General features: G+C 50.2%; 12 protein-coding genes. 7 read left to right on the top strand and 5 right to left on the bottom strand.

Going from position 1 to position 13866, the window contains the following annotated elements; all coding sequences use genetic code 11:
- The first annotated feature begins 33 nt into the window (after window positions 1-33).
- The 7 genes from GNX18_RS08955 to GNX18_RS08925 all read left to right on the top strand — a co-directional run bounded on the left by GNX18_RS08955 (window position 34) and on the right by GNX18_RS08925 (window position 8343).
- On the top strand, window positions 34-1134 hold the full coding sequence (locus GNX18_RS08955; protein ID WP_166217219.1) for a polysaccharide pyruvyl transferase family protein: 1101 nt from the start codon (window positions 34-36) through the stop codon (window positions 1132-1134).
- Window positions 1135-1226: 92 nt separating this feature from the next.
- Window positions 1227-1862, top strand: a complete 636-nt coding sequence (locus tag GNX18_RS08950) for a hypothetical protein (RefSeq protein ID WP_166217216.1) — start codon at window positions 1227-1229, stop codon at window positions 1860-1862.
- Between the two features lie 73 nt (window positions 1863-1935).
- Window positions 1936-2895 (top strand): sulfotransferase family 2 domain-containing protein, encoded by a 960-nt coding sequence (locus GNX18_RS08945; protein ID WP_166217213.1) that lies wholly within the window; start codon window positions 1936-1938, stop codon window positions 2893-2895.
- Between the two features lie 24 nt (window positions 2896-2919).
- A complete protein-coding gene (locus tag GNX18_RS08940; protein ID WP_166217210.1) occupies window positions 2920-5193 on the top strand; it encodes a glycosyltransferase family 2 protein in 2274 nt (757 codons plus the stop codon).
- A gap of 87 nt (window positions 5194-5280) precedes the next feature.
- Window positions 5281-6042: a phytanoyl-CoA dioxygenase family protein gene (locus tag GNX18_RS08935; RefSeq protein WP_166217207.1), complete on the top strand. Its 762-nt coding sequence runs from the start codon at window positions 5281-5283 to the stop codon at window positions 6040-6042.
- A 177-nt stretch (window positions 6043-6219) separates the two neighbouring features.
- Window positions 6220-7017: a sulfotransferase family 2 domain-containing protein gene (locus tag GNX18_RS08930; protein WP_166217204.1), complete on the top strand. Its 798-nt coding sequence runs from the start codon at window positions 6220-6222 to the stop codon at window positions 7015-7017.
- Between the two features lie 966 nt (window positions 7018-7983).
- Window positions 7984-8343, top strand: a complete 360-nt coding sequence (locus tag GNX18_RS08925) for a hypothetical protein (protein ID WP_205828102.1) — start codon at window positions 7984-7986, stop codon at window positions 8341-8343.
- Between the two features lie 124 nt (window positions 8344-8467).
- Here GNX18_RS08925 and GNX18_RS08920 read toward each other — a convergent pair whose 3' ends face one another.
- The 5 genes from GNX18_RS08920 to GNX18_RS08900 all read right to left on the bottom strand — a co-directional run bounded on the left by GNX18_RS08920 (window position 8468) and on the right by GNX18_RS08900 (window position 13841).
- A complete protein-coding gene (locus tag GNX18_RS08920) occupies window positions 8468-9643 on the bottom strand; it encodes a hypothetical protein (RefSeq protein WP_166217201.1) in 1176 nt (391 codons plus the stop codon).
- Between the two features lie 39 nt (window positions 9644-9682).
- On the bottom strand, window positions 9683-10570 hold the full coding sequence (locus GNX18_RS08915; RefSeq protein WP_138233927.1) for a hypothetical protein: 888 nt from the start codon (window positions 10568-10570) through the stop codon (window positions 9683-9685).
- A 398-nt stretch (window positions 10571-10968) separates the two neighbouring features.
- Entirely contained in the window at window positions 10969-11880 is a 912-nt protein-coding gene (locus GNX18_RS08910) for a nucleotidyl transferase AbiEii/AbiGii toxin family protein (protein ID WP_166217198.1), read from the bottom strand.
- The gene (locus GNX18_RS08905) at window positions 11877-12482 is read right to left on the bottom strand and encodes a type IV toxin-antitoxin system AbiEi family antitoxin domain-containing protein (protein ID WP_166217195.1); all 606 of its coding nucleotides are present in this window, start codon (window positions 12480-12482) and stop codon (window positions 11877-11879) included. Before GNX18_RS08905 ends, GNX18_RS08910 begins: the two co-directional genes overlap by 4 nt.
- A gap of 180 nt (window positions 12483-12662) precedes the next feature.
- Window positions 12663-13841 (bottom strand): hypothetical protein, encoded by a 1179-nt coding sequence (locus GNX18_RS08900; RefSeq protein WP_166217192.1) that lies wholly within the window; start codon window positions 13839-13841, stop codon window positions 12663-12665.
- Between the last annotated feature and the right edge of the window lie 25 nt (window positions 13842-13866).

Raw genomic sequence — 13866 nt, 5'->3', positions numbered from 1 at the left:
TTATTACAAGGCTTAATTTTGATAGGGGGGCGGATGTACAAGCGAGTAGGTGTAGTTGGTATTAATTTAGAGGGTCTTGCAAGAAGTCACGGCACTGATGCTTTAAAGGCAAGTGGAAACAATTTTGGGAATATGTTGTTTACAAATGCGGTATACAAACAGATTAGAGGGTGTAAATATTTAGGTTTTTCCTTTGATCCTGTTGTGGCTAGGGAAAGCTTTGATTCAATAATAATTCCAGCAGCAAATTGGATTAACTTGTCACAAGATTGGCAAAAATTGGCTGATGTTTTAGATGCTACACAGCTTCCTTGCTCTGCTATTGGGCTTGGCGCTCAGTTGTCTTCAATCAAAGAGGTTAAATCTATCCCCAAAGGAACTAAGAAGCTCCTTAAAGTGGTAAGTGAGCGATGCCATAGTTTTGGGGTTCGTGGAGAGTTTACGGCTGAAGTTGTTCGAAAACTTGGAGTAAATAATGTTGAGGTCTTAGGTTGCCCTTCTGCTTTTTATTATGGAGCGGTAGCGAATATTAGAGAAGTCGATTATTCCGAAGGCATCTCAAATGTAGGTATTGGACCGACTAGATATGTGCTTCCTGGAGTGAGTAGTGGGCGATCAATAGACAAACAACGACAGCTTTATCAGTTCGCTATCCGTGAAGCTTCATCGATTTATTACCAGTCTGAAGCTTTTGAAATATCAATTCTTGCACGAGAGGAGCCTGAGCAGGGGCGAGATCTTGCATGCGCATATTATGGTGTGAATAATTTTTCTAATCTTAGGAAAGAAATACTTTTAAAAGGAAAGTACCATAAAGATTTGGAGCATTGGATTTCTGATTCAAAGAAGGATGATGTTTATATTGGTACAAGAATTCATGGGGCTATAGCGGCAACTTTGGGGGGGACGCCAGCTATGCTAATTGCTCATGATAAGAGGACGGCTGAGCTAGCGGAGCAAATGTGTATGCCGTCTATTTCAATTGAAGATTTTGAAATATCTATGCTTTACGATATTGATGGATTCGTTAAGACTTTTGATTTTGTAAAATTCCAGAGAAGAAGTGCTCTTAATTTAAAGAGAATTTTGAAATTTTATACGTCTAATGGTTTTGAGTCTACGATATCTTTATGATGCGTATGGTTTTCGGCGGTATAGTAGGCTGCCATTTTTTGTTTCAGATTGATTTTATTTGTTAAGTTTACTTTTTAGATTTCTGGGTTCGTATGATATACAGTGATAAATTTGTTTGGCTGCATTTTCCGAAAAATGCAGGTACAAAAGTTGAAAAAATTTTCAGTGAGTACTTTTCAGATAGAAAAGATATTTTCCAGGACTCTATTGATGGAGATGACTCTAACTCATTTTGGCATGATGCAATATTTGATAGAGAAAGGAGAGATTCAAGTTTCTCTGTAGGTGATAGAGAAGTGGTTATCTGTGTTCGCAGGTTAAGAACATGGCTGGTTAGTAGATATAATTATGAGAAGAAACGCTCTCCGAGCATTCCGCATGATTATAGTAACCTCCTTACTGGGCGCTTTTTTGAATCAAATGGTTATTTGAATCATGCAGACTATTATGTGGAAAAATATTTTTCAGGCGTAAAGGATAGAGCGGAAAAAATAAGCTTTATACGGATTGAGAATTTTGCTGAAGATTTCAGAAGAGTATTTGGGAGCTATATGGATGTTGATGTAATCCCTGATGATGTTTTGTGTTCTAGGGATAATAAATCATACAATTCAATTCCAGACGATTTTTTGACTGAGATGAAGCTTGGTATGCCTAAATTGTACGAGCATTGTCCAAAATGGAAAGAGTTGGAAATGTTGGCTTATGGGGGGGTAGAAAAAAATTAATATTCGCTAAAATTTTTTCTGTGTATTAATGCAATTTTAACACTAAAAATTATTTGATAAGGTTGTTGAAGTTTTGAAGCCTTATATTTTTGTCCATATTCCAAAAACCGCCGGTACCAGTTTCCGGCTTGCGGCGGATTCTTTCTTTGGTCGGACGAATGTGTGTCGTGATTATGGCCCGAAATCCCCGGAAACCAGTCACATCGTAAAGCAGTGGGTAATTGAAGCTCAGGATAAATGGCTCTTTAAAAAAGCATTTGAGCGGAGTGGTTACCGGTTGCTCACGGGCCACTTTCACGCATCCGCTTATTCGCCATTGTTTGGTACCTGCCGGATGATCACGTTTGTGCGCGAGCCGCTGCAACGTCTCGTTTCTGAATACAAGCATATGGTGAGAAACTACGGGTACGAAAAATCGTTCGAAGATTTTTACCGAGCTCCGCACAACATCAATCGTCAACAACGTATACTGGGTCAGCAGCAATGGGCCAGCCTCGGCTTTATCGGTCTTACCGAGAGGTACGATGAGTCCCTGCAACTTCTGCGTCGAAAGTACAAGCTGGATATCCCGAATCTCAGGGAAAACCTGGGACGTGCCGGTTTGGCAGAGCGCTATGAAATCCCCGCGGCTCAGGAACAGGAGTTGCGTCATCTGAATGCTGAAGATATTGCATTGTATGATGCTATTTCATCCCAGTTTGATTGGAGGCAGCGCTTAGCGGAAAGGCAGCAAGGGTATGTTTCCGGCACGCTTATGCACTCGGATAAGGGGCGTCTTTTCGGTTGGGCGTTGTCTGAATCGAGCGATGAGCCTGTATGTATAATAGCCCGAGTCAATGGAATGGTAATCGCTGAGGCTATGGCTAATCAGGAGCGTCCGGGACTGCGAACGATTGGTATCGGACGTGGCGGCTACGTGGGCTTCTCTGTTGATATTTCCAGTCTGAAGGCCGGTGATGAGGTAGAGTGTGTGGTCGCAGCCACCGGGCAACCGTTGGTGCAATCGCCCTGGATTGTTCAGGCGGCGGCGTAATCCCTCAAAATATAACGATCATAAATGAAGGGTGTTGTGGTTAACCTTTTAAAATCCCTGTTCCGGTTGGAGCTTATTTCGTGCCTCAAGCCTGTGGCCGACGTCGAACTGGAGAATCACGCCGCTGGAGAGCAGTGCTGGCGCTCGCTCAGTGAATACCCTTTGTTTTCAGTGCGCAACGATGGCTTCCGTTCCGGTTGGTACATGTTGGAGCTTCAACTTACCACTGATAAGAGTGGCGTGGATGCGGCGTTACTGCTTGATACAAGTGCTGATCTTGCTGGGGCGGGGAGAATTTCTCTTCCGCTCCGCAATGGGCGGATCGCCAAACGCATTCTGTATTTTCCTGGCCGTGTAAGTGCTCTTGGACTTTGCCCGATGGAGTCACCCGGCAGGTTTTCTGTAGATCACTTTCGCTTGGTGCGTCTTGTTCCCTGGTTTGCTCGCGATCGGTTGGCCCGGCGGCTTTCCAGTATGCATCCAATGTTTCGTGGCCTGAGCAAAGCGGAAGTACTCAACCGTATTAAGACCGCAGCTGAAGACTATAGCCAGAGTTGGCACCAGTTTGCGTTAGATCGTTACGGTGAGACGTTCATTCGCAGGAAGCATGATCGCGACTATCAGCGCTGGATCGAAAAAAATGAGAGTGATCTTCTCGCGTCTGCGCCTTGCGTCACAGCGGTGTCTGAAGAAGATGGACCGCTGATCTCCATTTTATTACCTACTTACAATGCGGACATTTCGCTACTTCGCGCCTGTATTGAATCCGTTCTGGTGCAGCACTACCCATACTGGCAGCTCTGCATTGCCGACGATGCGTCAACGGATCCTGCGGTGCACGAGTGCCTGTTGGAATATCAGGCCAGGGATTCTCGTATACAGGTGACGTTCCGTGAAACAAATGGGCATATTGCACTGGCGAGCAACAGTGCCATGGAATTTGCACAGGGGGAGTTTGTTACTTGTCTTGATCAAGACGATACTTTGGCCCCACATGCCCTTGAACGTGTCCGCCGCGCGATCATTGAGAATCCGCAAGCTCTTTTGATTTACGGCGATGAAGACAAGATGGACGCGTGCGGACAACGCTTTGAACCCCATTTCAAACCGGCATGGAATCCTGATCTGCTGTTGTCGCAGAACTATGTCTGTCATCTCGCTGTGCTTCGCACAGATTTGTTTAAACAGGTCGGTACCTTTAGGCCCGGTACAGAGGGCAGCCAGGATCACGACTTGCTACTGCGCTGTTTACCGCATTTGAATGAACGTAATGTTGTCCATATTCCGGAAATTTTGTATCACTGGCGTGCGGTAGAGGGATCTACAGCACTTGCCGGTTCGAATAAGACCTATGCTGCACAGTCCGGATTGCGGGCCGTTGCTGATTACCTTGAGCGTGAGGCTCTGCCCGCACAAGCAGCACCGGGTGTCGCGCCAAACACGTACAAAGTACGCTGGTCGATTCCCGAACCGATACCGCTAGTTAGTCTGCTGGTTCCTACCAGAGATGGCTATGAAATTTTGAAGCCGTGTATTGATGCCATACTGACACGTACAGAGTATCCGAATTTCGAGCTGCTCATTCTGGATAATCAGAGCAAATGTCCCGCGACATTGGCGTATTTAGCGGAGGTGAGCGCTGATCCTCGTGTGACAGTTCACCGTTGGGAGCATCCATTCAATTACTCCGCCATCAATAATTTCGGCGCCGGTATAGCCAAGGGTGAGATCCTTGGGCTGATTAATAACGATATCGAACCGATTAATAGTGACTGGCTTTGCGAAATGGTCGGCCAGGTCTGCCGTCCGGTAATTGGTTGCGTAGGAGCAAAGCTCTACTACCCCAATGACACGATCCAGCACGGCGGGGTAATTCTGGGTATAGGTGGTGTCGCCGGGCATGCGCATAAGTATTTCCTGCGGCATGAGTATGGGTATTTTTCTCGGCTGCATTTAACGCAGAATTTATCGGCGGTCACCGGTGCCTGCCTTTTATTGCGCAAGTCGGTGTTTGAGCAGGTCGGTGGCTTGAATGAAGAACATCTCGCTGTAGCTTACAACGACGTCGATCTCTGCCTGAAAGTACGCGAGGCGGGTTACCGTAATCTATGGACGCCCTACGCAGAGTTGTATCACCACGAATCGGTATCCCGGGGCGCTGATGACACGGCGGCCAAACGCCGCCGCGCGCAGCGCGAGACGGATTACATGCGTAAACGTTGGGGCACACAATTGGATTCAGACCCTGCGTATAACCCGAATCTTACGTTGATTTACGAAGATTTTTCCCTGGCGTAAGCCGCTCTGCCCGGCATTGAATCTTCTTGGCTAATGTTGGGCTAGTTTTCTGGTTGCTGAACGGTGTGAAGAACATGGAGTGTTCGAGTGATACTTAACGAACAACAGATTGCCGAGTTCCATCGAGAGGGGTATCTTATCCTGAACTTTAAGTTCAAGGATGATCTCCTGGACCGTGTGATCTCTGGTGTTGAACGGCTCTACGATCATTCCTGCGCCGCGGGTCAGTATCCGCATGGCACTCGAGTTCAGGATGCTTGGCGCTTTGATGCCGGAGTGCGTGCAATCGCATTGGACAAGCGGGTTCTGACATCTTTGCGGCAATTGTTTGGGCGCAAGCCGCGTCCATTTCAAACCTTGAACTTTCCGGTCGGAACCGAGCAGAAAACCCATTCGGATACCATTCATTTCAACAGTAAACCCTCAGGTTTTATGGCCGGAGCCTGGGTAGCGTTGGAGGACGTGGATGAGAGTAATGGCGCTCTTACCTATTATCCCGGTAGCCATAAATTGCCTGAAATTACGATGCAGGACGTCGGAGTGCCGCCATCCTATGCTCACTATCCGGAGTATGAGCGTTATATACAATCGCTGGTGGAACAGAAGGGGCTCCTGACGCAGCGTGGAATACTGAAGAAGGGGCAGGTTCTGATCTGGCATGCAAATCTGCTGCACGGAGGCGGTAGCCATCCAGATAAAGCGCGCACAAGGCACAGTCAGGTTACCCACTATTACTTTGACGGTTGTCGTTATTTCACTCCCATGCAAAGTACAGACGTGGAAATTCGCTGGCGTAAACCCAGGTGGATTCGGCGGTATTCGTTCTTCCGTAATCCTGCTAAAAAGTAGCTACAAATTTTACGGATTATTACCCTAGCCACAGATACCTGATCGTGGTGGGCTGTGGGTAAATCCAGGGCGTTAGGGGGTAAGCCCATCCCCGTCAATTCCTCTGGGATCCCCTGTATAAGGAAGATTTTTTCCCCGCATAAACCAAAGAGTATTGTTTGAGACCAGGAGGGTCGAATGAGCCGGTTTTTAAAATACAGCAGTAAAAACTATATCCCACTTAACCAAAACCCCCAGCATAAGTTTGCGCAAAGCCACGCGTTATGTGTCTATAACAGCGATGCGGTTTACAGTTTTATCCCGAAAAATGCCTGTTCCACTCTCAGGACCACGGTGGCCTATGCCAATGGCTGCATCAAGGACAAGTCGGAGTTCAACTGGATACACAGTAATAATCACACATTTGTTGCCACTTTACCCGAATTGGTAAAGGCCAAGTACACCTTTACTGTTTTGCGCTGCCCCTTCTCCAGATTGGCAAGCGTGTACCTGGATAAAATCGTGGGCAGGGATCTGGACGCCTGGCGTTACGTGGATGTTCACAATCGCACTATCGGCGTGGAAGACATCACGTTCGATTTTTTTGTCAGAAGCATGGAGAAACCCGGCATCCGCAACTCCAACATTCACTGGAGGCCACAGGTGGATTTTCTGGTCTATGAGGAGTATGACGATTACTTTTCGCTGGAGAATTTTTCCGGGGCGGTGAAAACCCTGAAAGAGCGCATCGGCCTCGACGTTATCGATGCTCGGCCACTGACCAATCATGGCATGGATGGTTTCGACATCGTCAGCGGGGAAGATTTCAGCCAGGTGAAACCTTTTGATCTTCTGAAAAATAAGATGAACGGCGCTTTGCCTGATCCGAAGTCACTGTATAACGAGGAGTTGGTGGAGATAGTATCAAGGGTATACAAGAGCGATATTGATTTGTATCGGAGTAAATTCGGGGCTGATGGTTTGATGTACGTTTAGTAGCTCGAAATTAGTCAATGCCCCCGGTACTAGGAGATTCTGGACCGTTCCCAATCCACTCGGATGTAAAGAGACCATCCTTCAGAAGGTGGCGCTGCTACGGCACTAGCTGCCGAACTGGTCAGTGAGAACGGTAGCAGTGTTGCCATTCTATGCAGTTGACATAAGGATGTAAGAGGAAGATACCTGGAATGTTAGTCAGTTTATTTTTAGTTTTTCTATTTTTGTGGGTACGCAGTTCGATAGCGGTTGACGATCTAATCAAGTATCAATTTGATCATTTTCATGATGTTTGGATTTCAGATGGAAAACCAAGAGGGATGTTTTTTAATCCTAAGAATTCTTCCTATGCGAGCTTTTGTACTGTTTCATTTAGGCTGTCTTGGGTAGGTAAGCCCTCTTGGGTTGGTAAGGATAGTAACGCAGAAAATCTATATAGAAAACTGGAGTTTTGGGACAAAACGTCCAAGTACTTCATTGTTGTCTTTGTCGTTTGGGTGTTTGTTTTCAGTCACTAGTGTCGGGGTAGTTTTCTGTATTTGGATTCAGTATATGATCTGAACCTGATTTTTGCCCACAGAGATTTTCCCTGGAGGACTTTTCAAAGCTGTGATGAATTTCAGGGTATGCATTAACGTCGATGTCATCAGTGGGTGCTCGCTGACCAATTATGGTAATGATGGTTTGATGTCGTTAGCGGTGAAGATTTCAGACAGATGAAACCCATTGAGCTGCTGAAAAACAAGATGAACGGTGCTTTACCTAATCCGAAGTTACTGCCTAGCAGAGGCGTCTCTGCTCGAGAGTTTGTGTGGTAGCCGGCAAGCCCCTGCGAGTGTGGGTGTTGGGCTTGAGGGGGGGGGAACACTAACAGAATTTACCTGTAGTAGTGACAAGTGATCACATCACCCTAGAATAGTTGTCTACCGACCGCTACCGATTGTTAGAGAAATAGCCGGAGGACTTATGCAGAGCCCCAGAATACTTGCCGCTGCATTGACTTTCCTACTCGTCAGCCCAGTCGTTGCTGACACACTGGTCACCGATAACTACACCATCAAGATCCAGGTGAACTGCCCCGAGGGCAATGTAACCTGTGACGATGTCAGCTATCACGGTACCTCGCACAAATCTGGCGAGCAGCTGAGCCTGAAAGGCAAAACTATCTCCAAAACATGTGCCGATGGCGTCACGCCCTGCCAGTTTCTCGGTTACCAGTTCAAAAATGGCAACACTACCTACAAGGTGCTTGAGTCGGGTCAACTGCTTGTGGAGCAGAACGGCAAGACACTGGTGGACGAGAGTGGGGCCTGGAGCTACCAATAAGTAAGCGATCAGTCTTTCCTGCCCTCCACTCTTTCTCCGTATAACGAGATCGGAGAAGAACTGCTTTGGAGGTTCAGATCCTCCAGTCATATTTTTATTGATCGTTGCAACCAGTGCCGGGGAGTCAACCCACCCAACGCTGGTTTCCATCTCCGAAGGTGCTGCTGATAAATCCGGGCAGATTGCGGGCGTAGCCGCTGTTGGTTTTGATTTTGTCGCGCACGACGAAGTAGCCTGCAACCAGTGCCGCAGCGCTCCAGCCCAGGGTTTCGGCATTCACCGCCTGTGTGAAACTCTTGAGGATGTCGTCGGCACCCAGGGTGCCGGCAGCACCGCTCAGGGTAATAGCGCCAATGACCGCGCCGCCTTTGCCGAACGCCGCGCTGCGGGCATCGGGATTGTGGAATACATCGCCGGGATTGATGTTGGTGCCAAGGTAGTCGAAGCCCACTTTTTTGCTCAAGGCTTCCAGCGTGTTTTTGCCGGTTTCTTTGCCGCGAGGATTGGAGAAGTAGACGGTTTGCAGTTTCAGGTTTTCACGTAATTCCTTTTCCCGCGCGGGTGCGACGGGTGCGGGAGAAAGACGGTTTTCTAGCGCTTGCATGGCGCGCACAAAGGTGGTTGCTCCTTCACCGTGCACTAGCCAGTTTACTCGGGCGCCGCTGGCGACGGCTTGCTGTATCAGGGAAACCAGGTGGTCCCGCTGTTTATCGCTTTTGTGGTTGCCGTTTTGCCAGTAGAGGGAGTAGTGATTGCCCTGTCGGTTAATGTCATGTTCTTTTACTCCGGCTCGGTAGGCTTTGCTGATGTGATTTATCAGCATACTGCCGGCATCTTCCTTGCTCTCAAACTTGCCGCTTACGGCGGCATAGTGGGAATTGTTCCAGCGGTGGGACAGGGGCATTCTCGATTCATAATCTTGGGCCGTGGTCCATTTGTGAGGACGACCTTGGACTTCTTCGCACTGAACCTGATAGAGCCCGGTGGCTTGTCGGCCGCCTTTCGGTTTGTAGTCACTGTTGACTTCGAGTCCCATGATCAGCACATCGCCATCGCCGTCCAGCTGGTAGTGAATAGCGGCGCCATCGAAGATAATTTTTTCACTCTGGAACATGCGGCCAACGGCGGAACTTCTGAGAGCGTGTATAGCTCTGACAACGCTGGTTAAGTAGTAGTTGTCCTGATGACCGCGTACGATCTGTTGCCAGGCACTTTGCTGGGTATGCAGGATGTATATGTTGCGACCTATGCGGTCGCTGCTACCGCTTATCAGTTTCCAGGTATTGCTTTCACCTTGCATGACAGCTCCTTGTCTTGAAAGTAGGGGAAAAATAAATGCTCAGGGAGTCAAAACCGGCGGGGGGCTGCCGGGCTTGAGGATTACAACGTTGTCTTCGCCTTTACGATCATCTCCACGACGCCATTCCGGATAGATCCAGGGCTCCGGCTCGCGGTGCTTGGTGGCGCGGGCGTCTGGCCATTTGCGCTTTGCTTCCGCCAGTCGTTGTTTTGCCGTAGATCCCAGTTCCAGGCGTACCGAACGGAGCACTTTACTGGTCAGTGCATTCATGTGCTTCAGGCAGGTTTCGACGGGTGCGTAGCCGAGGTAGCTGTACCCCATATTCAGGTAATAGCGATCATCCAGCGGGGTGCGTAGGCAGCCGCCCCTATAGGTATGCATAAATTCCGGTGGCGGTTCCGGATCGTTAGAATAGTCGGGCTGATATTCATAATAGAGCCAGGGTGAGCCGGATTCTCTATTTCGCAAATCCCAGTTGATCGGGGAGCAGAATCTGCCTAAGTCGGGATGTGCCGGCCCGGTGAACCAGAGGGTTCGAATGGCCATCTGCTCAAAGTGATTAGGATTGAAACTGCTCATCCCTTCCGGCAAGGCGTCGTAGCGCGAGATGCTGGCGCCAAACTGGATGTTGCCATACGGGCGAGTGCGCCAGGGGGGGCCGTAAAGTTCCCACCTGCGACTGAACAGGTTGAGATGTGATTTTCCCTCGCGCTGCCAATCTGGAAGGAGACTGTCATCGCTATATTGCTTGTCATCGTAAATATTCACCCGCTCCGGTGGCTCCTTACCGGCAAATCCCTGGTAATTGGAATGTGGCGGCATCAGCATGGTCAACGTGCTGCCAGATAAATCTATCTCCACCTTTTCTGGGCGGTTAATGCCGGGAATATAGGGGTACTTGTGGGAGGCGAATAGTCGTTTCAGCATGGGTTTCCGGGGCCGTCCATGGGCCCTGTTCATTCCTGTAGGTGTGTTCTGAATGCTACCGGGGAGGCTACATGGATTCAACGGAACACGGCACGATATTGCGCATTTTCTGCAAGAAATGCAGGCACTTTCGTACAAGTTAAATGGTAGGAGGCTGGCCCTGTGTGTCACTCTGCGGCGGCTTTCTGGATATCGCGGTACCAGATTTTCCTCTGGGCCACATTAGCCACCATGGTGTCGCCATTGGGCTGAAAGAATCATTCTGACTGCATGGAAAACGGGTTTAGAAATTGACGCCCTGAATACAGAAGGAAAAGTTCACCAGCAACCCGCTGCAATCAGATATCCATGGCTGGGGCAATGCCTCTGTAGAATGAACGATTACGATTTAACGGCGCTTACATTTGGTTTAACGCTGCTCCCAAGGTGGCCCGCAGCCGATCCACGACAGTGGGTAAGGGTTCAAGAGTTAGTTCATTTTTCTTTATGAAGGCGTGCCACAGGGCCTGCCGCGAGGGATCGTGTGCAAACTCATTCTTCAGGCCAATCGGTAACTCCTCGGGCAGCGCCATGCCGCGCCGTTCGAAGGTGGCTTTGAGCGCTTGGGCCAATAGGGGGGTGTTCAGAGTTTCGCGTTCCAGCAACACCGACAGATCGAAGTAATCTTTCATCCGACTGTTTGTCATACCCAATACCGCAATGGCGTGGAGCTTTTCCGCGATTACGGTGTAAACGGGATAGGCGCGCAAGCGAGGCGCAGGCTGGTCGGCCAGCAGCACCGGGTAGGTCGCATCAATGGGACCGGGTGTCACGGCATCACCGAAACCGATGTCGATCTGTGTCTTGCAACGTGCGTTGGCAAGCTCGCTACTGATGAGGACGCGCGCCCCGGTGTATCCGGCGTCCTTGCGGATTTCCTCGGCGGCGACCGAGGTCGGGTCGAACATGATGCCGTCGGCCACGGAGACGCTGGCGATGTCGCGGAAGGTTTGGGCTACGGATTCCAAATCGCTTGCGCCGAAGCCGAGTAGGTCGGCGTCACGCGTGGCCCGGTGTGGCATGTCGTACCAGAGCGTGAACAGCAGCGCGCCCTTGAGCAGAAAGTGATCCGCGTGCTTGGATTGGCTCAGGCGGTAGAGAATGCGTTCCAGTGCGTAGCGTACCAGTATCTGGTTGAAGTCCACACCCTGCGCCTTGGCTGCGTTGAGCAGACGGGCTCGCACGGAGGCGGCAACGTTACTGTTTGGTGCATCCTTGCGTCTCGCCCCTTTGGGTTTGGCGCGAAAGTTTTCTCCCGAAAAATTTTTCACTCAATGGCCTCCAGATAGGGGCGCATCACGTTGGTTACGCGGCAGATCTTCGCGTAGCGCCACAGGTCGTCTGCCGTTGCCTTGCGTTGGGCGCGTGCGTCCTTCAATGCCTCCAGCGCGACGTCCAGACCGATTTTGTTGCGGTGCTTGAAGCAGTCCACGACTGTCTTTGCTACACCATAGACTCGCAGCTTCACGCCATCACGTAGGTGCTCCTCAATGCCTGCGTTGTAAACCTCACCGCTCATCTGAACCATCTTGATTGGTGGGTAGTCGATGCGCGGCACGTGGCTGCCGCGGGGCATGGCGATCCAGATCTGGCGTGGCAGCTGGGTAGTCAGTTCGTGGAATTGCAGTGAGCTCAGCAGGCAAAATACGGCTTGCGGTACCTTCGTGGCGATGGTCACAAGCCCTTCGTGTTCTGACCCCGGATAGTTGGGGAGGCGGTAGAGGCCGCGCCCGACCTTGTTCAACAGACCAGCCGCGGTCAGGCGCGTCAGAACGACCCGAGGCGCATCAATGGCGTCCAGGTCGCTGGTGCGGAGTAGCCCTTTCTGGCGAGCCAGATCAAGGACGCGTTGATTATGGGTGTCGGAGGGCATGCAGGAAGTATGTTCCTTTTTTTCGCTTATTGAAACAATTTGACGAAATAACGGAACCCTCCCCTGTCATCTGCATGTGCGCTGATTCCGCCGGCTTCAGGTTGTAGCCATATGTAATCACTATGTGGCAATGCAGCCGCATTACATCCGGTAGCACTAAAGGGGCAGATAACCTGGGTATCACCCTACCCAGCGCTGGTTTCCATCCCCGAAGGTGCTGCTGATGAATCCCGGCAGGTTGCGCGCATAGCCGCTGTTGGTTTTGATTTTGTCGCGCACGACGAAGTAGCCGGCAACCAGTGTCGCAGCACTCCAGCCCAGGGTTTCGGCATTCACCGCCTGAGTGAAACTCTTAAGGATATCGTCGGCACCGAGGGTGCCGGCAGCACCGCTCAGGGTGATAGCGCCGATGACCGCGCCGCCTTTGCCGAACGCCGCACTGCGGGCATCGGGATTGTGGAATACATCGCCGGGATTGATGTTGGTGCCAAGGTAGTCGAAGCCCACTTTTTTGCTCAGTGCTTCCAGCGTGTTTTTGCCTGTTTCTTTGCCGCGGGGGTTGGAGAAGTAGACGGTTTGCAGTTTCAGGTTTTCACGCAGTTCCTTTTCCCGCGCGGGTGCGACGGGTGCGGGAGAAAGACGCTTTTCCAGCGTTTGCATGGCCCGTACAAAGGTGATTGCGCCTTCACCGTGCACCAGCCAGTTTACCCGGGCGCCGCTGGCGACGGCTTGCTGTATCAGGGAAACCAGGTGATCCCGCTGTTTGTCGCTTTTGTGGTTGCCGTTTTGCCAGTAGAGAGAGTAGTGATTGCCCTGTCGGTTGATGTCGTGTTCTTTTATTCCGGCTTTGTAGGCATTGCTGATGTGATTGATCAGCATACTGCCGGCAACTTCCTTACTTTCAAACTTGCCACTGACTGCGGCATAGTGGGATTTGTTCCAGCGGTGGGATAGGGTCATCTTGGTTTTTGCTTTGTCTCGTGTGGACCACTCGAAATCGCGATCCCGAGCTGCTGAACAATCTACCTGATAGAGTCCGGTGGTTTGTTGGCCGCGTTTGGGGTTGTAGCTGCTGTTGACTTCAAGGCCCATGATCAGCACGTCGCCGTCAGTGTCCAACTCGTAGTGGATGGCGGCACCATCAAAGATCAGCTTTTCCCGCCGGAGCTTGCGCCCTACAGCAATGCCACCGAGAGCGTAAACGGCTCTGGCAATACTAGCCAAATAGTAATTGTTGTGTTGATTGCGCAAAATCTGTTGCCAGTTTTGTTCTTGGGTATGCAGGATATATACGCTGCGACTGACGTTATGCTTGCCGCGACCGATAATCAGCTTCCATGTTTTTGTTTCGCCTTGCATGACAGTTCCTTGTCTTGGAAATGGG

This window comes from Microbulbifer sp. SH-1 (genome assembly GCF_011326135.1).
Taxonomy (GTDB): Bacteria; Pseudomonadota; Gammaproteobacteria; order Pseudomonadales; family Cellvibrionaceae; genus Microbulbifer; species Microbulbifer harenosus.
The sequence above is the reverse complement of the archived record's forward strand: the minus strand, read 5'-3'. Positions and strand labels throughout refer to the sequence as shown.

Excerpts from the sequence above, each read along its gene's own strand:
- GNX18_RS08955 (WP_166217219.1), top strand. The coding sequence starts at position 34 with ATGTACAAGCGAGTAGGTGTAGTTGGTATTAATTTAGAGGGTCTTGCA.
- GNX18_RS08950 (WP_166217216.1), top strand. The coding sequence starts at position 1,227 with ATGATATACAGTGATAAATTTGTTTGGCTGCATTTTCCGAAAAATGCA.
- GNX18_RS08940 (WP_166217210.1), top strand. The coding sequence starts at position 2,920 with ATGAAGGGTGTTGTGGTTAACCTTTTAAAATCCCTGTTCCGGTTGGAG.
- GNX18_RS08930 (WP_166217204.1), top strand. The coding sequence starts at position 6,220 with ATGAGCCGGTTTTTAAAATACAGCAGTAAAAACTATATCCCACTTAAC.
- GNX18_RS08925 (WP_205828102.1), top strand. The coding sequence starts at position 7,984 with ATGCAGAGCCCCAGAATACTTGCCGCTGCATTGACTTTCCTACTCGTC.
- GNX18_RS08920 (WP_166217201.1), bottom strand. The coding sequence starts at position 9,643 with ATGCAAGGTGAAAGCAATACCTGGAAACTGATAAGCGGTAGCAGCGAC.
- GNX18_RS08915 (WP_138233927.1), bottom strand. The coding sequence starts at position 10,570 with ATGCTGAAACGACTATTCGCCTCCCACAAGTACCCCTATATTCCCGGC.
- GNX18_RS08905 (WP_166217195.1), bottom strand. The coding sequence starts at position 12,482 with ATGCCCTCCGACACCCATAATCAACGCGTCCTTGATCTGGCTCGCCAG.
- GNX18_RS08900 (WP_166217192.1), bottom strand. The coding sequence starts at position 13,841 with ATGCAAGGCGAAACAAAAACATGGAAGCTGATTATCGGTCGCGGCAAG.